The organism is Amycolatopsis sp. NPDC058278, from assembly GCF_042881395.1.
Taxonomy (GTDB): Bacteria; Actinomycetota; Actinomycetes; order Mycobacteriales; family Pseudonocardiaceae; genus Amycolatopsis.
Genome location: NZ_JBHVXZ010000159.1, coordinates 1 through 19443, shown reverse-complemented (window position 1 = coordinate 19443; position 19443 = coordinate 1). Strand labels below are relative to the sequence as shown.

Here is a 19443-nt window from a genome sequence, read left to right as displayed (position 1 = left end):
CAGTGGAACGAGTCGCCGCAGGCACAGGAGCCGGTGGCGTTCGGGTTGTCGATCGTGAAGCCCTGCTTCTCGATCGTGTCCACGAAGTCGATGACGGCTTCCGACACGTACGGCGCGCTCATCCGGTCCACGGCGACCTTGAGGCCATCGAAGTCGCGGAAGAGGTCACCGTCGAGCGTGCGCTCGTCGAAGAACAGCTGGTAGCGCAGGCCCGCGCAGCCACCGGGCTGCACGGCGATGCGCAGGTGCATGTCGTCGCGGCCCTCCTGCTCGAGCAGGGCCCTCGCCTTGGAAGCCGCGGCGTCGGTCAACGTGACGCCGTGGGTCTCCTCGGCGGTCTCGGCCTGCGTCGCGCCGGCGTGCTCAGCGGTCGTCATGGCACTCCCTCTAAGTTCGAACTCGGTGCGGATACTCCTCGTGCTGACGTGTTCAACACCGGGGACGTCCGATCTGTTCCCCCACCATGGTCGCACATGGATCGCCCTGGTTACCGGCGGCGTGACGCCTGCAATACCCTGGTGAGGTGAGGTTCCTGCGCCGAAGCACCACAGACACCGCCGCCGAAGAGCCGGAGTCGGCCGAAGCCGTCGACGTCGCCGGCAAGGCGTACACGCCCGGTAAGGGCAAGGCTACGCCGAAGCGCCGCGAGGCGGAGGCGAAGCGGCGCGGCCCGGTGGCGCCACCGCCCACGACGATGCGCGAGGCGATGAAGCGCAACAAGGAGCTGCGCAAAGCGAACCCGCAGACCAAGGAAGACCGCCGGGCGGCGGCGAAGGCCCGTCGCGACGCGATGATGCGCGGCGACGACAAGGCCCTGCTCCCCCGCGACCGCGGGCCGGTCAAGGCGTACGTCCGCGACCTGGTCGACAGCCGGCGCAACCTGCTCGGCCTGTTCATGCCGCTGGCCATCGTGGTGTTCCTGGCGCTGCTGGTGCCGCTGCCCCAGGTCCAGTCGTACATCACGCTGCTGTGCACGGCGATGCTGCTGGTGATGGCGATCGAGGGCTTCGTGAACGGCCGGAAGATCGCGAAGCTGGTCCGGGAGAAGTTCCCGAAGGAAGCGGTGAACGGCCGGTCGATCGGCTGGTACGCGTTCGTCCGGGCGTCCCAGATCCGCCGGCTGCGGGTGCCGAAGCCGCGGCTGAAGCCCGGGGATCCGATCCCGAACTGAGCTGGTTTCGAGAAGCCGGGTGGAGCAATGCTCGACCCGGCTTCTTGCTGCTTGCGGCTGGAGCCACTCCAGGGTCGTTAGCAAAGCAAACGATTACCGCCTAAGCTCACGGCCATGGAGTTTCGTCGTCTCGGCCGCAGTGGCCTCAACGTCAGTGAGATCTCGTACGGGAACTGGCTCACCCACGGTTCCCAGGTCGAGGAAGACCAGGCCCGCGCCTGCATCCAGGCCGCGCTCGACGTCGGCATCACCACCTTCGACACCGCCGATGCCTACGCCAACACCGCCGCCGAGTCCGTTCTCGGGCGCGGCCTGAAGGGGCAGCGGCGGGAAAGCCTCGAGATCTTCACCAAGGTCTTCTGGCCCACCGGGCCCAAGGGCCCCAACGACCGGGGCCTGTCCCGCAAGCACGTCATGGAGTCGGCGCACGCCAGCCTGAAGCGGCTCGGCACCGACTACGTCGACCTCTACCAGGCGCACCGGTTCGACCGGCACACCCCGCTCGAAGAGACCATGGTCGCCTTCGCCGATCTCGTGCGCCAGGGCAAGGTGCTCTACGTCGGCGTCTCGGAATGGACCGCCGAGCAGATCTCCCGCGGCGCCGCCCTCGCCCGCGAACTCAAGATCCCGCTCGTGTCGAACCAGCCGCAGTACAACATGCTCTGGCGCGTCATCGAAGACCAGGTCATCCCGACCTCCGAGCGCGAAGGCCTGAGCCAGATCGTCTGGTCGCCGATCGCCCAGGGCGTGCTCACCGGCAAGTACAAGCCGGGCCAGGCCTACCCCGAAGGCTCGCGCGCCACCGACGAGAAGGGCGGTGCCGACATGGTCGCCCGCTTCCTCGACGAAAACGTCCTCGAGCGCGTCGCCCGGCTCGAACCGCTCGCCGGGCAGGCCGGCCTGAGCCTCGCCCAGCTGGCCGTCGCATGGGTGCTGCAGAACCCGAACGTCGCCTCCGCGATCATCGGGGCTTCGCGGCCGGAGCAGGTGCACGAGAATGTCAAGGCCGCCGGCCAGAAGCTCGACGCCGATCTGCTCGAAACCATCGACGACGTCCTCGGTGACGTCGTCGAGCGCGACGCGAGCTTGACCAAGAGCCCCTAGCCGGCAGGCTCAGTCCTGGTTGATCCGGCCCTGGAACGGCACCCCGAGGTCGAACGCGGCCTCGGGGGCCATCCGGGGTTCGAGGCCGAACCCGCGCAGGAGGCGGCCGGCGCCGGCGAGCCGGTCGCCGCCGCGGCCGGGCACGCGGGAAGGCGTGAGCCCGTGCGAGACGAGCAGGGTCTCGACGTCGTCGATCAGCCGGTACGGGTCGTAGTCACCCACGGACCCAGGTCTTCCCCGTGATCCGCTCGTAGACCTCGGTGTAGCGCTGCCGCGTCTGCTCGACGATGTCCGCGGGGATCTCCGGCCCGGGCGGGGTCTGGTCCCAGCCCGTCGATCGCGACCAGTCGCGGACGAACTGCTTGTCGAACGCGTGCTGCGGGCGGCCCGGCTCCCACTCGTCGGCCGGCCAGAACCGCGACGAGTCCGACGTCAGGACCTCGTCGCCGAGGGTCAGCGTGCCGTCGGCGTCGAAGCCGAACTCCAGCTTCGTGTCGGCGATGATGACGCCCTGCTTCGCGGCGTGTTCGGCGCCCTTCGTGTAGATCTCCAGCGTCAGCTCGCGAAGCCGCTTCGCGGTGTCTTCGCCGATCTCGTTCAGGACCTCGTCGAAGGTCATGAACTCGTCGTGGCCGGTGTCGGAGATCTTCGTCGTCGGCGTGAAGATCGGCTCCGGCAGCTTGTCGCCCTCGACCAGGCCCGGCGGCAGCGCGACACCGGAGATCTTGCCGTCCCGCTGGTACTCGCGCAGGCCCAGTCCGGCGAGGTAGCCCCGCGCGATGCACTCGACCTGGACCATCTTCAGCGGCTTGCAGCGCATCGCGCGGCCGGCGAACTCTTCCGGCACGTCGGTGGTCGACACGACGTGGTTCGGGACGACGTCGGCCATCCGGTCGAACCACCAGGCGGAGAGCTGGTTGAGCAGCTTGCCCTTCTCCGGGATCGGCGTCGGCAGCGAGACGTCGTAGACCGAGACGCGGTCGGACGCGACCAGCAGGATGTCCCCGCCGTCGAGTTCGTACAGGTCACGGACCTTGCCCGCGTGGATGTGCTTCATTCGCCGTCCTCAGTCGTGTACTCGTAGAAAACCCAGTGGTCGGGCAAGGCGGCGGATTCACCGTACTCGACGACCGTCCCGTCGGCCGCCAGGAAGGTGCTCCGGCCGAGCAGCACCGGCGACCCGGCGGGCAGCCCCAGCTCGGCCGCCTCCTCCTCGTCCGCGCGGCCCGCGGCGTGCCGTTCCTGCGTCCTGGCGATCTTCGTGCCGAGCCGGGCGGCCGCATGGGCCGCGGTGCCCTCGACGATCCGCTCCGCCACCAGCAGCGCCGGCGCCTTGGCCGACAGCGCGCCGTCGAACCACGACGTCGACGTCGACAGCGGCCGCGAGTCGGGACCGTAGGTGGTCCGCCGGCGGCGGATCACCGGGGCGCCCTCTTCCAGGCCGAGTGCGGCCGCGGCGCGTTCGGCCGCCGGCTGGAGACCGGCCGAGCGGATCACCGCGTAGTGGCCCGGCGGGTAGATCCGGCCCGTCCGCCCCGAGGCGGCGGTGCGGTCGCGGGCCGTGCGGTGCAGGCCGCCGCGGTCGACGACCGTGCCGACCCCGCGCACGGGCCGCACGAGGCCCTGCGAGCGGAGCGTGGCCAGCACCTTGGTGGCCGTCGCCATGGCGACGGCCCAGGTGCGCGCGATCTCGCGGGCGGACGGCACCGCGTCGCCCTCCTGCAGCCGGCCGGACAGGATGTCGTCACGGATCCGGCCGGCGATCTGCAGGTACGGCGGCTCGGGGCGATCGAGGGTGGGCAAGGCGGCTCCTCACAGGGACAACACGCACAAGTGTTCTAGCACGCCGGGGGGTGTCCCACAAAGGCCTGTTCAGAACCACCCAGGTGTACTAGTACACGCACTGGACTGTGCTCTAGTACGCAAGTTACCCTCGAAAGTGTGTCCCCGCCCACAGCACACTCCGGATCCAGCGGCCAGGGCCTCGAGGAACTCCTCGAGGAACTCCGGCGCCGCAAATGGGTGCTGCACCTGTTCGGTGGCCGTGAGGCGCCGGAGATCTACGCGGCAGTACACCGCTGGCCGACCTGCGCGGACGTCATCATCCTCCGCGACGAGCACCGGGCCAGCGCCTACCGCGTGCCGACCTTCCCGGGCACGGACGTGTTCAGCCCGCGGGTCGTCACCTGGCAGTACCACGCCACCCCGGTGTGGACGCTGCGGGCGGTGCTCACCCTGGCGGAGCCCGGCACCCCGGGCGCGCCGCTGCAGGCACTCCGGCCACAGCCGGATTGCCGGATCCCGCTCGAACTGCGCCACGACGTCACCATCCGGCCGACGGGAACGTTCGGGGAGGGAGATGACGGTGGTGGCCCGCCCGCGTGCGCCTAACGGGCCAGCAGCCGCTCCGCGACGACGAGGTCGTGGGGATAGGTGATCTTGAGGTTCTCGGGAGCACCCGGGACCCAGCGGATCGGCAGGGAGGAGAACCGCTCCATGCACGACGAAGTGTCCGTACCCAAGAAGCCTTCTCGCTCGGCCTTCTCGTAGGCCTCGAGCAGCGGTCCGGCCCGGAAGCCCTGAGGCGTCTGGACGCGGATCGCGCCGGGCACCTGGGCGACCAGGTGCCCGGCATCCACCTCGACGACGTCGTCCGCGGCCAGGCCCGGCACAGCCCCCCCGTCCTCGCGTGTCCGGGCCAACACCGCACCGACCAGTTCGGGGTGGACCAGCGGCCGGGCCGCGTCGTGCAGCAGCACGGCGTCGACCCGGCCGCCTGCGATTCGGGGGGCGAGGTGGCGCAGCGCGTTGAGCTCCGACGCCTGGCGCGTGTCCCCGCCGTACACGATCTCGACGCCGTCGCCGGCCACTTCTTCGGCGAGTTCCCGATCCTGCGGCCGGATGACGAGCACGAGCACGCCGATGCCGGGAACGTTCCGGAAGGCATCGAGCGACCAGGCCACCACCCGCCGCCCGGCCAGGGGCAGGTAGACCTTGTTCAGCTTCGCGCCGACGCGGGTCCCCGCGCCACTGGCCAGCACCACCGCGGCCGCCGTCGTCTCCACGAGCCGCGAGACTACCGGCAGGCCCGGCCCGGTAGGTTGGCCACAGCGTTGCCGTGGCAGCGTTGAAACCGGGGCTCCGCCCCGGGCCGGGGGCTCCGCCACCCGGACCCCCCCAAGGAGTCGAAGGGCCTGGTGTGGAGCCGGAAAACATCGAGTTCCCCGAGATCACCCCGCCCGATGACCACGCGCGGTCCGCCGCCATCGCGTTGCACGGCAAGCTGGTCAAGCCCGCCGGGTCGCTGGGCAGGCTGGAAGAGCTGGGCGTCTGGATCGCCGCCTGCCAGGGGCAGTCGCCGCCGCGGCCGTTCACCCGGCCGCGCGTCGTCGTCTTCGCCGGGGACCACGGCATCGCCGCGAAGGGCGTCTCCGCCTATCCCGCCGAGGTCACCGCGCAGCTGCTGGGCACCATGCTCACCGGCGGCGCCGCGATCAACGTCCTGGCCGCCGCTGCGGGCGCGAGCGTGCGCGTCGTCGATCTGGCCGTCGACACCGAGGCGCCCGCGACGCGCTCGATCGGCGAGTTCAAGGTCCGCCGCGGCTCGGGCTCCATCGACGTCGAAGACGCGCTGACCGCCGACGAGGCCAAGGCCGCCGTCCGCGCCGGGATCGCGATCGCCGACGCCGAAGTCGACGGCGGGGCCGACCTGCTCATCCCCGGCGACCTCGGGATCGGCAACAGCACACCGGCTTCGGTGCTGGTGGCGGCCCTGACCGGCAGCGAGCCGGTCGCCGTCGTCGGCCGCGGCTCCGGCATCGACGACGACGCGTGGATGCGCAAGGCCACCGCCGTGCGCGACGCCCTGCGCCGGGCCCGCGCGGTGCTCGCCGACCCGGTCGACCTGCTGCGCACCACGGCCGGCGCGGACATCGCCGCGATGGCCGGGTTCCTCGCCCAGGCCGCGGTCCGCCGGACGCCGGTGGTGCTCGACGGCCTGGTGACCTGCGCCGCCGCGCTCGTCGCCGAGGACCTCGCCCCGGGCGCGCGGCGCTGGTGGGTCGCCGGCCAGCGGACGGCCGAACCGGCGCACGCCCTCGCGCTGGAGCACCTCGACCTGGGCCCGCTGCTGGAACTGGACGTCCGGCTCGGCGAAGGCACCGGCGCGGTGACCGCGTTGCCGCTGCTGATGATGGCCGCCCGCGTCCTCGCCGAGACGGCCACCCACGAGCAAGCCGGCGTCTCCGGGCCACTGATCACCGCTCCCGCTTCCTGACGGAACCGGCCCCCGCACGCCAGGTGCGGGGGCCGGTTCGCGGAAGCGGTCAGCCGAGCTCGACCATCCAGTGGTCCGGGTCGGGGCGGGTGCCCTCCTGGATGCCCGTCAGCTCTTCGCGCAGCTTCATGGTCAGCGCGCCCGGCTGCCCGTCGGCGATCGTGAACTCGCCGCCCGCGTGCTTCACGTGACCGACCGGGGTGATCACCGCCGCGGTGCCGCAGGCGAACGTCTCGGTCAGCTCGCCGGACGCGGCCGCCTTCTCCCACTCCTCGGTGGAGATGCGGCGCTCCTCGACCTTGTACCCGAGCCGCGAAGCCAGCTGCAGCAGCGACTTGCGGGTGACGCCGGGCAGCAGCGAACCCGTCAGCTCCGGGGTCACCACCCGGGCGTTTTCGCCGGAGCCGAAGACGAAGAACAGGTTCATCCCGCCCATCTCCTCGACCCAGCGCCGCTCGACCGCGTCGAGCCACACCACCTGGTCGCAGCCCTTCTCGACGGCCTGCGCCTGCGCCACGAACGACGCCGCGTAGTTGCCGGCGCACTTGGCCGCGCCGGTGCCGCCGGGAGCCGCCCGGACGTACTCGGTGGACAGCCAGACGCTGACCGGCTTCACGCCGCCGGCGAAGTACGACCCGGCCGGCGAAGCGATGACCGTGTACACGTAGTCGGCGGCCGGGCTGTTGACGCCGAGCCCGGTGGACGTCGAGATCATGAACGGCCGCAGGTACAGCGAATCACCCGGCCGGGTGGGCACCCACCGGCCGTCGACGGCGATGAGCTCCCGCAGCGACTCGAGGAAGAGCTCCTCGGGCAGCTGGGGCATGGCGAGCCGCTCGGCCGACTGGCGGAACCGCTCGGCGTTGGCGTCCGGGCGGAACGACGCGATCGAACCGTCCGGCTGGCGGTAGGCCTTGAGACCCTCGAAGATGGCCTGGCCGTAGTGCAGCACCGACGTCGCCGGGTCGAGGGTGAACGGCGCGTAGGGGCCGACCTGGGCGGCGTGCCAGCCTTCGGTCTTGGACCACTTGACGGTGACCATGTGGTCGGTGAAGTACACCCCGAACCCGGGGGCGGCGAGTACCTCCGCGACACGGTCCGCGCTCGCAGGACTCGGGTGCGGGGCATGGGCGAACTGTGTCGTGGTCGTCATGGCTAGACGATACCGCTTGCTCGGACGCGCGTTAGTCGGATGTCCATGTGTTCCGGGTTTCCCGCGCCCGCGGCGTGACCCCTCTAGGATGCTTCCGTGACCTACCACTCCACTGAGCCGGTCCCCCGGCCCAAGAGCACCGGCGCCGACATCAAGACCTTCGCCGCCGCGGTGCTGCTGACCTTCGGCGTCGGCCTGCTCGGCATGGTCGGCTGGGCCGTGCTGGACAGCGGCTTCGGCGGCTTCCTCGGCCTGGTCGGCGGCGTCTTCGGCGTCGTGTGGTGGCGGAAGATCCACGGCAAGGCGTTCCCGAAGGTGCTCCCGACCAAGTCGGTCGTCATCCTCGCGGTCGTCAACGCGGTGCTGGCGCTGATCCTTCTCCTGACCGCGGGCTGAGCTCCGCCGGCAGCTCCGGCGCCGGCCAGCCCCCGTCCGGGCGGAAGTCGGTGTCGGTCCCGTCGAAGGGGTAGGCGCCGCGTTCGGCCAGCGCGCCGATCCGCTCGCCCTCCACGCGCAGCCGGTCGAACTGCTCGAGCGTCAGGCGCCCGACTTCCAGTGCGGCCTCGGCCTCGTCTTCGTCGTCCCAGCGCCAGCTGCCGTCGCGCTCGACGACGACGTCGAGAACGCCGTCGATCCGGTCGACCGCGCCCGCCGTGCGGCCCAGCGGGATCTCCAGGTTGACGTACCAGTTCTTGAACCGGCCTTCGAGGTCGAAGAACCACCAGACCGAAGACCACTCGTCTTCGGGGATCCGGCGCAGCGTCGACGCGCCGTGCCAGGAGTCCGGCACCGCCACCCGCGGGATGCGGAACCGCTGGTCCAGCGGGGCGTCCCGCATCAGGCGGCCGTCGGCGAGCCGGCTGCCGATGATCGGCGTGCCCGCCGGCAGCCAGGCGCGCAGGACGCGGCCGTCGTCTTCGAGGACGCGCAGCGGGTGGACCTGGCCGATCGAGCCGTCGGGGCGGTGGAAGCGCTCGACCACGGTCTGCCCCGGCCGCCACCGTCGATCACTCACGCGCCCCACTGTACCTGCGCGCGCGTACGCCCAGTAGCAGTTCGGTCACGGTGGCCAACCCGGCGACGACGAGCACCGGCAGCACCGGCAGCAGGTACGCGGCCACCACGGCCGCGATGCGCGCGACGATCCCGGGCGCTCCCGTCCGCAACCGGACGTCACTGCCGGCCACCAGCGCGGGGACGACGGTCGCGACCACCGCGACGGCCGTGAGCAGCGGCTGCAGGGCGTCCGCGTCGGCGGCGGACAGCAGGTCCCGCAACGAGGTCGGGGACAGCCCTAGCCGGACCGCGCCCAGCTGGTAGAGCGCGGCGAAGGCCACCAGCACGGCGACCCCGCCGAGCAGCAGCACCCGCCACCCGGCGTGCTCGCGTCGCCGGGCGCGCAGGAACGGGAGGAAGATCACCGCGGCGACGAGCACGCCCGCGAAGTCCGGGGGCCGGAGGCCGCCGCCGACGGTCGCCACCGGCGGCACCGCGACGCACACCGCGATCAGCCCGAGACCCGCGAGGAGCAGCAGCGCGCCCGTGATCCGTACGACGATCGTCGGGATCTCCAGCCCGGCGAACCCCGCGCCGGTCACCACGACGACGAACGCCGCGGCGGCCGCGCCCCGGTGCTCCGGGAAGACGTAAGCGCCGAACGCGATCGCGTAGACGGCCACTTCGGACAGCCGCGCGACGGCGATGACGACCCGGTCCACCAGCGCATCCCCGGGTTCCGGTACCCGCGCCGTCACGCCGGCGGCCACGGCCGCCAGCACCAGCCCGGCGAGCAGCCACCAGCCCGCGCCCGCCGCCCCGGCCGCCAGCGCCACCAGCAGTCCACCGCCCAGCCGCACGCGGCCCTCCCGTACCTCTGTTCACCCGTGGTTCCGTCGTCATTAGCATGGCTCACGATCCCGACCGGGCCGGTGCCCGGTACCACCGAGAACGCGCGAGGAGCCAGAAGTGACCGTGCCTAAGCTCGCCCTGTCCGACAACACCGGGGAGGCACTGGCCAAGACGCGCGCCGACGTGGTCGTCATCGGCACCCTGGCCGGCGAGGACGGTCCCGTGCTCGCCCCCGGCGCCGCCGCCGTGGACGCCGCCTTCGACGGCCGGCTGGCCGGCCTGCTGGCCACGCTCGGCGCGAGCGGCAAGGCCGAAGAGGTCGTCAAGGTCCCGACGCTGGGCAAGCTCCCCGCCGGTGTCGTGCTCGCCGTCGGCCTGGGCAAGGCGGCCGGCGCCGTCACCCCCGAGCAGGTCCGCCGCGCCGCGGGCGCCGCCGGCCGCGCGCTGGCCGGCACCGACCGCGCGCTGGTCACCCTGTCCGAGCTCGACCTGCAGGCCGCCGTCGAGGGCACGATCCTCGGCTCCTACGTCTTCACCGCCTACCGCTCGGAGAAGGGCGACGCCCCGCTGGCGAAGGCGGACTTCACGAGCCCGGCCGACGGCACCGCCCGCGAGCACAAGGCGACCCTGAAGGCGGCCGGCACCATCGCCGAGGCCGTCATCGTCGCCCGCGACCTGATCAACACCCCGCCGAACGACCTCTACCCGGCTTCCTTCGCCGACCGCGCGAAGAAGCTGGCCGAGGACAACGGCCTCGAGTTCGAGGTGCTCGACGAGAAGGCCCTGAAGCGCAAGGGCTTCGGCGGCATCCTCGGCGTCGGCGGCGGCTCGTCGCGCCCGCCGAGGCTGCTGCGCCTGGCCTACAAGCCGGCCAAGGCCGCCAAGAAGGTCGCGCTGGTCGGCAAGGGCATCACCTTCGACTCCGGCGGCATCTCGCTCAAGCCCGCGGCGAACATGGACCACATGACCTCGGACATGTCCGGCGCGGCCGGCGTGCTCGCTTCGGTGGTGCTGGCGGCGAAGCTGAAGTACCCGCTGGAAGTCGTCGCGCACATCCCGCTGGCCGAGAACCTGCCGTCGGGGACGTCGTACCGCCCGGGTGACGTGCTGACCATGTACGGCGGCAAGACCGTCGAGGTGCTCAACACCGACGCCGAGGGCAGGCTCGTGCTCGTGGACGCCATGGTGCGCGCGGCCGAGGAGAACCCGGACTACCTGATCGAGACCTCGACGCTGACCGGCGCCCAGGTCGTCGCGCTCGGCAACCGCACCGCCGGCGTGATGGGCTCGGAGGACTTCCGCGACCGCGTCGCCGGGGTCATGCAGGCCACCGGCGAAAACGGCTGGGCCATGCCGCTGCCGGAGGAACTGCGCGCCGACCTCGACTCGCGGCTGGCCGACCTGGCCAACGTGACCGGCCACCGCTGGGGCGGCATGCTCGCCGCGGGAATCTTCCTGCGCGAGTTCGTCGCCGACGGCCTCGACTGGGTCCACATCGACATCGCGGGCCCGTCGTTCAACACCGGCTCCCCGTGGGGCTACACCGGCAAGGGCGGCACCGGCGTCCCGGTGCGCTCGATCGCCGCGGTGCTGGCGGACATCGCCGCCAACGGCTGACCGCGTTTCCCCCGGAGGGCTCCCGCCGCGGCGGGAGCCCTCCGGCGTTTTCCGCCGGAAGATCCCTTTCGGTGTGATCCGCGACACCGTACCGTGGCCGGGTGACGACCGAGCCGGTGGAACGCGACTCCCCCGCCGAAATCGCCGCCGAGCACGACGAGGAACGCCCGGCGCGCAAGCTGTCCCGCGTTCCCGACCGCGTCGTCTACTTCGTCGCCCTCGCCGTCGCGGTCCTCGTGCTCAAGCAGGTGTTCTTCCCGTTCGCCAAGGGCAACCAGTTCTACCTCGTGCTCTTCCTCGGCGTGACCCTGCCGCTGGTCTTCCTCTGCTACCGCCCGCGGCTGCGCGGCCGTGACGACCCGGGCCGGCTCGACTGGGCGCTGGCCGTCGTCGCCCTCGCCGTCGGCCTCTACCCCGTGCTCGTCGGCTACGACGACTTCCTGAACCGCCAGGGCATCCTGTCCCCGCTGGACATCGTGGCCGGCGCGCTGCTGCTGGTGCTGATCCTCGAAGCCACCCGCCGCACCACCGGGCTGGTGCTGCCGATCGTCTGCCTGCTGTTCCTCGCCTACGCCTACTACGGCGGCTTCCTCCCGCAGAACTGGGGCATCGCCCACGCCGGCGTCGACTTCAGCCAGATCGTCAACGCGCTCTTCAACGACGCGAGCGGGTTCTACGGCACTCCCCTGGACGTCGCGGCGAGCTACATCGTGCTGTTCACCCTCTACGGCGCGGTGCTCAACGCCTCCGGCGCCGGGAAGTTCTTCGTGGACATCTCCTTCGCCGCGTTCCGCCGGTCGCGGACGGCACCGGGCCGGACCACCGTGCTGTCGGGCTTCCTGCTCGGCACGGTGTCGGGTTCGGGCACGGCCACGGCGGTCAGCCTCGGCTCGATCACCTGGCCGATCCTGCAGAAAGCCCGGTACCCCAAGGAAAACGCGGGTGGCCTGCTCGCCGCGTCCGGCATCGGGGCCATCCTCTCGCCGCCGACGCTGGGCGCCGCCGCGTTCATCATCGCCGAGTACCTGCAGACGTCGTACCTGAAGGTGCTGATCTGGGCGACCGTCCCGACGCTGCTCTACTACCTCGGCATCGTGTTCGCGATGGAGGCCGACGCGCGGCGTTTCAAGGCCGAAGCCGTCGACGTCCCGCACGACGACCCGTGGAAGCTGTTGCGGCGCGGGGGTTATCACTTCCTGTCGCTGGCGATCATCGTCGTGTTCCTCGCCCTGGACATCCCGCCGTTCGCCGCGGTGGTCTACGCCACCGGCGTCGCCGCGCTGTTCGCGTTGCTCGCCCGGCGCCACGACGTGCGCGGGTGGGCCCGGGACATGGTGGACGCGCTGTCGGCCGGTGTCCGGGGCGCGCTGCCGGTGATCGCGGTCTGCGCGGCGGCCGGCGTGATCACCTCGACCATCACCAAGACCGGGCTGGGCCTCGAACTCGCCGACGCGCTGGTGGAACTGGCCGGCGCGCTCACCGACAACGGCACGGTGATCCTCATCCTGACCGTGCTGCTCTCGGCGATCGCCGTCGGCGTACTGGGCCTCGCCGTGCCGGTCACCGCCAGCTTCATCATCGCCTGGGTCGTGATCGGCCCCGCGCTGGAGACGCTCGGCGTCGCCGACGCCGAGCGCGCGATGTTCATCTTCTACTACGCCGTTCTGTCCGAGGTCACGCCGCCGACCGCGCTCGCGGCGGTGGCTTCGGCCGCGATCACCGGCGGCTCGGTGCTCGGCACCATGTGGCAGTGCTGGAAGTACACGCTCCCGGCGTTCCTGGTGCCGATCGCCTTCGTGCTGACCGACAACGGCGCCGCGCTGCTGCTGGAGTCCGACGTGGTCACCGTGCTGTGGGTGACGGCGGTGTCCGCGCTCGCCGTCGCCGCGCTGGCGGTGGTCACCGGGGGCTGGCTCTTCGGGCCGGTCGGCCTCCCGGTGCGATTGCTGTTCGTGCCCGCCGCCTTGTGCCTGCTCTACCTGGAGCCGATCCCGATCGCGATCGGTGCCGGGTGCGGCGCCGCCGCCTTGGGAACCCACGCCGTGATCAAGAGGAGGACAGCATGAAACGCGCAGTCGCCGCCGCCGCGGTACTCGCTCTGGCCGTCACCGGCTGCGGCGGGAAACAGCAGACCGACCAGGCCGCTCCCGGCGGCTCGCAGTCCTGCGAAGCCGGCGAGGGCCGCATCACCATCGCCACCGGCAACAGCGGCGGCGTCTACTACGTGCTGGGCGGCGGGCTGGCCCAGCTGATCAGCAACAACACCAAGCTGCGCGCGACGGCCGCGGAGACCGGTGCGTCGGTGCAGAACATCCAGCAGCTGGTGGCCGGCAACTACGACGTCGCGTTCTCGCTGGCCGACACCGCGGCGGACGCCGTCAACGGCAAGGGATCCTTCGACGGCAAGCCGCAGAAGATCCAGGCCCTGTCCCGGATCTACCCGAACTCGACGCAGGTCCTGGTGCGCACCGACGCCGGCATCAACAGCATCGCCGACATGAAGGGCAAGCGGATCTCGACCGGATCGCCGAAGTCCGGCACCGAGGTGATCGCGAACCGCCTCCTGCAGGCGGCGGGGCTCAAGCCCGACACCGACGTCCAGGCACAGCGGCTGGACCTGGCCAAGACGGCGGACGGCATGAAGGCGGGCACCCTGGACGGGCTCGTCTGGTCCGGCGGGCTGCCGACCGCGCAGATCACCGACATCACCACGGCCATGAAGGACAAGGTGAAGTTCCTCGACATCACGCCGCTGCTGCCCGCGCTGAAGAAGGTCAACCCGGTCTACGACCAGGCCGTGATCCCGAAGGCGGCCTACGCGCAGCCCGCCGACGTGCCGACGGTGGTGGTCCCCAACCTGCTGCTCGTGCGCGAGGACTTCCCGGCGGGCAACGCGTGCGCGATCACGAAGCTGATCTTCGACAAGCAGGCGGAGCTGGCGAAGGTGCACCCGGCGGCGAAGGAGATCACGCGGCAGCTGGCGACGCAGACCGACCCGGTACCGCTGCACCCGGGCGCCAAACAAGCGCTGGGCTAGGGTCGTGGCGTGGACGCCGGTGAGTACCTGGAGGCGGCGGTCCGCGACGTCCTGACCGCGGCTGAACCACGCGTCGACGACCAGGTCGGCCACGCGGCCCTGCTGCTCGCCGTCACCGGCGCCCTCGACGAGGCCGACCGCCTGGTCACGCAGTGGCAGGCCCGCACGGAACGGCCGGTGGCCGCCCTGGCCGCGGACCCGGTGCGGGCGCGCGCGTGGGCGATGCTCTTCGAGGCCTGGGGTGCGCGTCCGGACTGGGCCGAGGGGTTGCCGCCGCTCGACCTCGATGCCGAGGAGCGCGCGCACACGGTTTCGCTGCGTCGTCCGGTGTCCGACCTCGAGGGCGTTCTCCCGCCCGGCCCGGTCGCCGAGGTGGTGAAGCACGTCGCGCCCGCGCGCCCGGACCGGGTTCGCACCGCTCTCGCCGAAGGTGACCTCGAGCTTTGGGCTTCGCTCGCCGGGCCGCACCCCGACGTCGCCACGTTGGCGGCGACCCGGGCGCTGGCGCCCGCGCTGGTGGCCGGCGCCGATCCGCTCGGGCTGCGCGACTGGGCGCCGGGGTGCGCGGGGGCGCTGGTCGCGGCCCTGCACGAGCGGTACCCGCCGGACCTGGGCAGCTGGCCGGAGCTGATCGCGGCGATCCTGCGTCTGCGCGGCGGCGTGACGGCCCCGCCCCCGGCGTCGGAGTCGGCGATCCGCTCGGCCGAGCTGCGGTTGGGTGTTTCGCTGCCGGAGGACCACCGCGAATTCCTGCGCACCTGCGACGGCCTGCCCGCGGACGTGGTCTTCCCGCGCCTGCTCGGCCCGGCGGACCTGCGGGCCGAGGACGGTGTCGTGGTGCTGTCGGACCCGGCGGTGCTGCTGCTCTCTTCGGGGAACGTGGTCGAAGTCGACCCGGTCCTCGGCACCACCGTGCACCCTTCGTTCCGCGCCGCGCTGGTCCAGCACGCCACCCTGCTCGCCCAAGCCACGTAGGTTGGACGGGGTGACCACTCTCACCGCGGAGCAGATCACCCGCGACAACGTCGCCGCCGCGTGCCAGCTGGCCGTCGAACCGCACCAGAAGGACTTCGTGGCGCCGGTCGCCGTCTCGCTCGCCGAGGCCTACACCCAGCCGGACGTGGCCTGGCCCCGGCTGATCCTGCGGGACGGGGAACCGGTCGCCTTCGTCATGGGCGCGTTCGACCCGGACGCCGAGTTCGACTTCTTCCGCTGCGGGATCTGGCGGCTCAACGTCGGCGCCGGGGTACAGGGCCGCGGCTACGGCCGCTTCGCGGTGGAGACGGTCCTGGAGGAAGCCCGAAGACGGGGCAACACGGCCGTGACCGTGCTCTGGCTCCCGGCCGAGGGCGGCCCCGAGGACTTCTACCTCAAGCTGGGCTTCCGCCCCACCGGGCAGACCCACCACGGCGAGGTCGTCGGCCGGATCGACCTCTAGACCTGGCCGCGCTTCTTCCGCTCGGTGTACTCGCGCATCCGCTTCGGGTACCCGACGCGCGCGACCTCGTACACCGGGATCGAGCGGCGGTGGCCGAACTGCTGCGCGGCCTCCAGGCTGCCGATGCGGCGGCGGGTCCATTCGCCGTCGTGGGCGATCAACACCACAGTGGTGTCCGTGATGTTGGTCTTCGGCTCCACGAACGCCTCGACACCCCGCCGCGTGGCCATCCACTCTTCCAGGTGACGACTGTCCTCGGAGCTGGCTTTCCGCAGCGTACCGGCCCGCTGTCCACCCTTGGCCCGCCTGCGCAGCGAGTCGAAGAGCCCCACCTCGACCACCTCTTCTCCCGAGACCTACGCCCCTCAGTATCCCGGACTCCGCGTGTGGTCGGCGTCGCACACCCGGCTAGCTCGCAGCCCCGTCCGGCGTAGTGACAAGATGGCGGGTGTCGCGCGCGCGGTTATACCGGGCAGGGGCGACGACAGAGCACCACCCCACTGCTTGCCGAGGAGTTAATGAAGTGACCGACACCTCCGCCGACCTCGTGATCCTGGGAGGCGGATCGGGCGGCTACGCCGCGGCGTTCCGCGCGGCCGAGCTGGGCCTTTCCGTCACGCTGATCGAGAAGGACAAGCTGGGCGGGACGTGCCTCCACCGGGGCTGCATCCCGACCAAGGCCCTGCTCCACGCCGCCGAGGTCGCCGACGAGACCCGTGAAGCCGAAGCGGTCGGCGTCAAGGCCGTCTTCGAGGGCATCGACATCGCCGGGGTCAACAAGTACAAGGACGGGATCGTCGCCCGCCTGTACAAGGGCCTGCAGGGCCTGGCCAAGGCGCACAAGGTGAACCTCGTCGAGGGCAGCGGCACGTTCGTCGGCGGCACGACCGTCGAGGTGGACGGCACCCGCTACACCGGCAAGAACGTCATCCTCGCCACCGGCTCGTACTCGCGCACGCTGCCCGGCCTGGAGCTCGGCGGTCGCATCATCGCCAGCGAGCAGGCCCTGGCCCTCGACTACGTCCCCAAGAAGGTCGTGGTCCTCGGCGGCGGCGTCATCGGCGTCGAGTTCGCCAGCGTGTGGGCCTCCTTCGGCGTCGACGTCACCATCGTCGAAGCCCTGCCGCGGCTGGTCCCGAACGAGGACGAGTTCGCCTCCAAGCAGCTCGAGCGCGCCTTCCGCCGCCGCAAGATCGCCTTCAAGACCGGGGTGAAGTTCACCGGCGCGAAGCAGGACGACAACGGCGTGAGCGTTTCGCTGGAGTCCGGCGAGACCATCGAGGCCGACCTGCTGCTGGTCGCCGTCGGCCGCGGGCCGAACTCGGCGGGCCACGGCTACGAGGAGGCCGGCGTCAAGATCGAGCGCGGCTTCGTCCTCACCGACGAGCGGCTGCGCACCAACCTGCCGAACGTCTACGCCGTCGGCGACATCGTCCCCGGCCTGCAGCTCGCGCACCGCGGCTTCCAGCAGGGCATCTTCGTCGCCGAGGAGATCGCCGGGCAGAACCCGCGCGTGATCGACGAGAGCGGCATCCCGCGGGTCACCTACTCCCACCCGGAGGTCGCGTCGGTCGGGCTGACCGAGTCGCAGGCGAAGGACAAGTACGGCTCGGACGTCACGACGTTCACCTACGACCTGGGCGGCAACGGCAAGAGCCAGATCCTCAAGACCTCCGGCGGGGTCAAGCTGGTCAAGGCCCCGGACGGCCCGGTCGTCGGGGTGCACATGGTCGGCGACCGCGTCGGCGAGCTGATCGGCGAAGCGCAGCTGATCTACAGCTGGGAGGCTTTCCCCGAAGACGTCGCGCCGCTCATCCACGCCCACCCCACCCAGACCGAGGCCCTCGGTGAAGCGTTCCTCGCCCTCGCGGGGAAGCCGCTGCACGTGCACAGCTGACGTCCCACCAGCAGAATCCAGACCACGCAGAACTTGGAAGAGGAGTCAGCGAACGATGGCCTACTCCGTCACATTGCCGGAGCTCGGGGAGAGCGTCACCGAAGGCACCGTCACCCGGTGGCTTAAGCAGGAGGGCGACACCGTCGAGGTCGACGAGCCGTTGCTCGAGATCTCGACCGACAAGGTCGACACCGAGGTGCCCTCCCCGGTGGCGGGCACGGTCGTGAAGATCAGCGCCCAGGAAGACGAGACCGTCGAGGTCGGCGGCGAGCTCGCCGTGATCGACGACGGGTCCGGCGGCGTGCCGGAGTCCTCCGGGTCCTCCGCCCCGGCGCAGGAAGAGCAGCAGGAGTCCGAGCCGGAGCCGCAGCAGGAGGAGTCCGCGCCGCAGGCCGAGGACAGCGCGCCGAGCAAGCCGGACACCGCGCCGGCGGCGGGTGGCGAAGGCACCGAGGTGAAGCTGCCCGAGCTGGGCGAAAGCGTCACCGAGGGCACCGTCACGCGCTGGCTGAAGGCGGTCGGCGACTCGGTGGAGGTCGACGAGCCGCTGCTCGAGATCTCGACCGACAAGGTCGACACCGAGGTGCCGTCGCCGGTGGCCGGCACGGTGCTGGAGATCCGCGCGGGCGAGGACGAGACCGTCGAGGTCGGCGGTGTCCTGGCCGTGATCGGCGACGCGAACGCGGCGCCGAAGGCGGAGTCCGAGCCGGAGCCCAAGCCCGAGCCGAAGCCCGAACCCAAGCCCGAGCCGAAGCCCGAACCCAAGCCCGAGCCGAAGCCCGAGCCGGTTCAGGAGGCGAAGCCCGAGCCCAAGCCGGAACCGAAGCCGCAGCCGCAGGCCGCCCCCGCGGCCAAGGCCACCGAGGCGGCCCCGGCCGCCGCAGCGAAGGACGGCTCGGCGGACGGCCCGTACGTCACGCCGCTGGTCCGCAAGCTCGCGTCGGAGCACGGCATCGACCTCGCGTCGCTGACCGGCAGCGGCGTCGGCGGCCGGATCCGCAAGCAGGACGTCCTGGCCGCGGCCGAGGAGAAGCAGAAGGCCGCCGCCGCGCCGGCGCCGGCCGCTGCCGCTCCGGCCGCCGCTGCCCCGGCGGCGCCCGCCGCGCGTCCGGCGGCCGCGGTGTCGCCGGAACTGGCCGCGCTGCGCGGCACCGTGCAGAAGGCCAGCCGGATCCGCCAGATCACGGCCACCAAGACCCGCGAGTCGCTGCAGATCGCCGCGCAGCTCACGCAGGTCCAGGAGGTCGACGTCACCAAGATCGCCAAGCTGCGGCAGCGGGCGAAGGCGGGCTTCAAGGAGCGCGAGGGCGTCAACCTGACGTTCCTGCCGTTCTTCGCGAAGGCCACGGTGGAGGCGCTCAAGCAGCACCCGAACGTCAACGCGTCCTACAACGAGGACACGAAGGAGATCACCTACCACGGCGCCGTGCACCTGGGCATCGCGGTGGACACCGAGCGCGGGCTGCTCTCGGTCGTGATCCACGACGCGGGCGAGCTGAGCCTGGCCGGTCTCGCGCACCGGATCGCCGACCTGGCGGGCCGCGCGCGGGCGGGCCAGATCAAGCCGGACGAGCTGTCGGGCGGCACCTTCTCGATCACGAACATCGGCAGCGTCGGCGCGCTGTTCGACACGCCGATCATCGTGCAGCCGCAGTCGGGCATCCTCGGCACCGGCGCGGTCGTCAAGCGCCCGGTCGTGGTCGCGGACGCCGACGGCAACGACACGATCGCCGTCCGGTCGATGGCGTACCTGCCGCTGACCTACGACCACCGCCTGGTGGACGGGGCCGACGCGGGCCGCTTCCTGACGACGATCAAGCAGCGCCTGGAAGAGGGCAACTTCGAGAGCGAACTCGGCCTCTGACCGCATGACCGCGAAGGGCTCCGCACCAGCCGGTGGGG

At 71.7% G+C, this 19443-nt stretch carries 21 protein-coding genes; 12 read left to right on the top strand and 9 right to left on the bottom strand.

Going from position 1 to position 19443, the window contains the following annotated elements:
* On the bottom strand, positions 1–377 hold a 377-nt coding region (locus tag ACFVYA_RS44560; protein WP_103350592.1), incomplete at its 3' end, for an iron-sulfur cluster assembly accessory protein.
* A gap of 146 nt (positions 378–523) precedes the next feature.
* Here ACFVYA_RS44560 and ACFVYA_RS44555 point away from each other — a divergent pair.
* Positions 524–1171 carry a DUF3043 domain-containing protein gene (locus tag ACFVYA_RS44555; protein ID WP_285989448.1) on the top strand — a complete coding sequence of 216 codons (648 nt, stop codon included), beginning with the start codon at positions 524–526 and terminating at the stop codon, positions 1169–1171.
* Positions 1172–1285: 114 nt separating this feature from the next.
* Positions 1286–2275, top strand: coding sequence for an aldo/keto reductase family protein (locus tag ACFVYA_RS44550; protein WP_387053957.1), 990 nt, complete (start codon positions 1286–1288; stop codon positions 2273–2275).
* Positions 2276–2284: 9 nt separating this feature from the next.
* Here ACFVYA_RS44550 and ACFVYA_RS44545 read toward each other — a convergent pair whose 3' ends face one another.
* Genes ACFVYA_RS44545 through ACFVYA_RS44535 form a run of 3 tightly spaced genes read right to left on the bottom strand, consistent with a single transcriptional unit; the run spans position 2285 to position 4078 of the window.
* Positions 2285–2497 carry a hypothetical protein gene (locus tag ACFVYA_RS44545; protein WP_387053955.1) on the bottom strand — a complete coding sequence of 71 codons (213 nt, stop codon included), beginning with the start codon at positions 2495–2497 and terminating at the stop codon, positions 2285–2287.
* A complete protein-coding gene (locus ACFVYA_RS44540; RefSeq protein ID WP_387053953.1) occupies positions 2490–3332 on the bottom strand; it encodes a phosphoribosylaminoimidazolesuccinocarboxamide synthase in 843 nt (280 codons plus the stop codon). Before ACFVYA_RS44540 ends, ACFVYA_RS44545 begins: the two co-directional genes overlap by 8 nt.
* A complete protein-coding gene (locus ACFVYA_RS44535; RefSeq protein WP_285989445.1) occupies positions 3329–4078 on the bottom strand; it encodes a GntR family transcriptional regulator in 750 nt (249 codons plus the stop codon). The genes ACFVYA_RS44540 and ACFVYA_RS44535 overlap by 4 nt, the downstream gene beginning before the upstream one ends.
* A 138-nt stretch (positions 4079–4216) precedes the next feature.
* On the opposite strand from ACFVYA_RS44535, the gene ACFVYA_RS44530 reads away from it, so the two are divergent.
* Complete coding sequence (locus ACFVYA_RS44530) at positions 4217–4666, top strand: hypothetical protein (protein ID WP_285989444.1); 450 nt, start codon at positions 4217–4219, stop codon at positions 4664–4666.
* Here the strand turns inward: ACFVYA_RS44530 and ACFVYA_RS44525 are convergent.
* Positions 4663–5340 carry a 2-C-methyl-D-erythritol 4-phosphate cytidylyltransferase gene (locus tag ACFVYA_RS44525; RefSeq protein WP_285989443.1) on the bottom strand — a complete coding sequence of 226 codons (678 nt, stop codon included), beginning with the start codon at positions 5338–5340 and terminating at the stop codon, positions 4663–4665. The genes ACFVYA_RS44530 and ACFVYA_RS44525 overlap by 4 nt on opposite strands.
* Before the next feature lie 134 nt (positions 5341–5474).
* Here ACFVYA_RS44525 and cobT point away from each other — a divergent pair, with 134 nt between their 5' ends.
* Positions 5475–6551 (top strand): nicotinate-nucleotide--dimethylbenzimidazole phosphoribosyltransferase, encoded by a 1077-nt coding sequence (gene cobT / locus ACFVYA_RS44520; protein WP_387053950.1) that lies wholly within the window; start codon positions 5475–5477, stop codon positions 6549–6551.
* A 49-nt stretch (positions 6552–6600) separates the two neighbouring features.
* On the opposite strand, the gene ACFVYA_RS44515 is transcribed toward cobT, so the two are convergent.
* Positions 6601–7704: a branched-chain amino acid aminotransferase gene (locus ACFVYA_RS44515; protein WP_387053947.1), complete on the bottom strand. Its 1104-nt coding sequence runs from the start codon at positions 7702–7704 to the stop codon at positions 6601–6603.
* A gap of 96 nt (positions 7705–7800) precedes the next feature.
* Here ACFVYA_RS44515 and ACFVYA_RS44510 point away from each other — a divergent pair, with 96 nt between their 5' ends.
* Positions 7801–8100, top strand: coding sequence for a hypothetical protein (locus tag ACFVYA_RS44510; RefSeq protein WP_285989440.1), 300 nt, complete (start codon positions 7801–7803; stop codon positions 8098–8100).
* Here the strand turns inward: ACFVYA_RS44510 and ACFVYA_RS44505 are convergent.
* Together ACFVYA_RS44505 and ACFVYA_RS44500 are read right to left on the bottom strand one after the other, a co-directional pair.
* Positions 8057–8719 (bottom strand): DUF402 domain-containing protein, encoded by a 663-nt coding sequence (locus ACFVYA_RS44505; RefSeq protein ID WP_285989439.1) that lies wholly within the window; start codon positions 8717–8719, stop codon positions 8057–8059. The genes ACFVYA_RS44510 and ACFVYA_RS44505 overlap by 44 nt on opposite strands.
* Complete coding sequence (locus ACFVYA_RS44500) at positions 8712–9560, bottom strand: hypothetical protein (RefSeq protein WP_387053945.1); 849 nt, start codon at positions 9558–9560, stop codon at positions 8712–8714. Before ACFVYA_RS44500 ends, ACFVYA_RS44505 begins: the two co-directional genes overlap by 8 nt.
* Before the next feature lie 109 nt (positions 9561–9669).
* Here ACFVYA_RS44500 and ACFVYA_RS44495 point away from each other — a divergent pair, with 109 nt between their 5' ends.
* From ACFVYA_RS44495 to ACFVYA_RS44475, 5 genes are all read left to right on the top strand, one after another.
* The gene (locus ACFVYA_RS44495; RefSeq protein WP_387053943.1) at positions 9670–11169 is read left to right on the top strand and encodes a leucyl aminopeptidase; all 1500 of its coding nucleotides are present in this window, start codon (positions 9670–9672) and stop codon (positions 11167–11169) included.
* A gap of 101 nt (positions 11170–11270) precedes the next feature.
* Entirely contained in the window at positions 11271–13235 is a 1965-nt protein-coding gene (locus ACFVYA_RS44490; RefSeq protein WP_387053941.1) for a TRAP transporter permease, read from the top strand.
* Positions 13232–14206: a TAXI family TRAP transporter solute-binding subunit gene (locus tag ACFVYA_RS44485; RefSeq protein ID WP_387053940.1), complete on the top strand. Its 975-nt coding sequence runs from the start codon at positions 13232–13234 to the stop codon at positions 14204–14206. Before ACFVYA_RS44490 ends, ACFVYA_RS44485 begins: the two co-directional genes overlap by 4 nt.
* A 9-nt stretch (positions 14207–14215) precedes the next feature.
* A complete protein-coding gene (locus ACFVYA_RS44480; protein ID WP_387053936.1) occupies positions 14216–15181 on the top strand; it encodes an SMI1/KNR4 family protein in 966 nt (321 codons plus the stop codon).
* A 10-nt stretch (positions 15182–15191) separates the two neighbouring features.
* Entirely contained in the window at positions 15192–15644 is a 453-nt protein-coding gene (locus tag ACFVYA_RS44475; RefSeq protein ID WP_387053934.1) for a GNAT family N-acetyltransferase, read from the top strand.
* Here the strand turns inward: ACFVYA_RS44475 and ACFVYA_RS44470 are convergent.
* Entirely contained in the window at positions 15641–15985 is a 345-nt protein-coding gene (locus tag ACFVYA_RS44470) for an oxidoreductase (RefSeq protein ID WP_387053932.1), read from the bottom strand. The genes ACFVYA_RS44475 and ACFVYA_RS44470 overlap by 4 nt on opposite strands.
* A gap of 182 nt (positions 15986–16167) precedes the next feature.
* On the opposite strand from ACFVYA_RS44470, the gene lpdA reads away from it, so the two are divergent.
* Complete coding sequence (gene lpdA / locus ACFVYA_RS44465) at positions 16168–17541, top strand: dihydrolipoyl dehydrogenase (protein WP_093953353.1); 1374 nt, start codon at positions 16168–16170, stop codon at positions 17539–17541.
* Between the two features lie 55 nt (positions 17542–17596).
* Positions 17597–19405 (top strand): 2-oxoglutarate dehydrogenase, E2 component, dihydrolipoamide succinyltransferase, encoded by a 1809-nt coding sequence (gene sucB / locus ACFVYA_RS44460; protein ID WP_387053929.1) that lies wholly within the window; start codon positions 17597–17599, stop codon positions 19403–19405.
* Positions 19406–19443 lie beyond the last annotated feature (38 nt).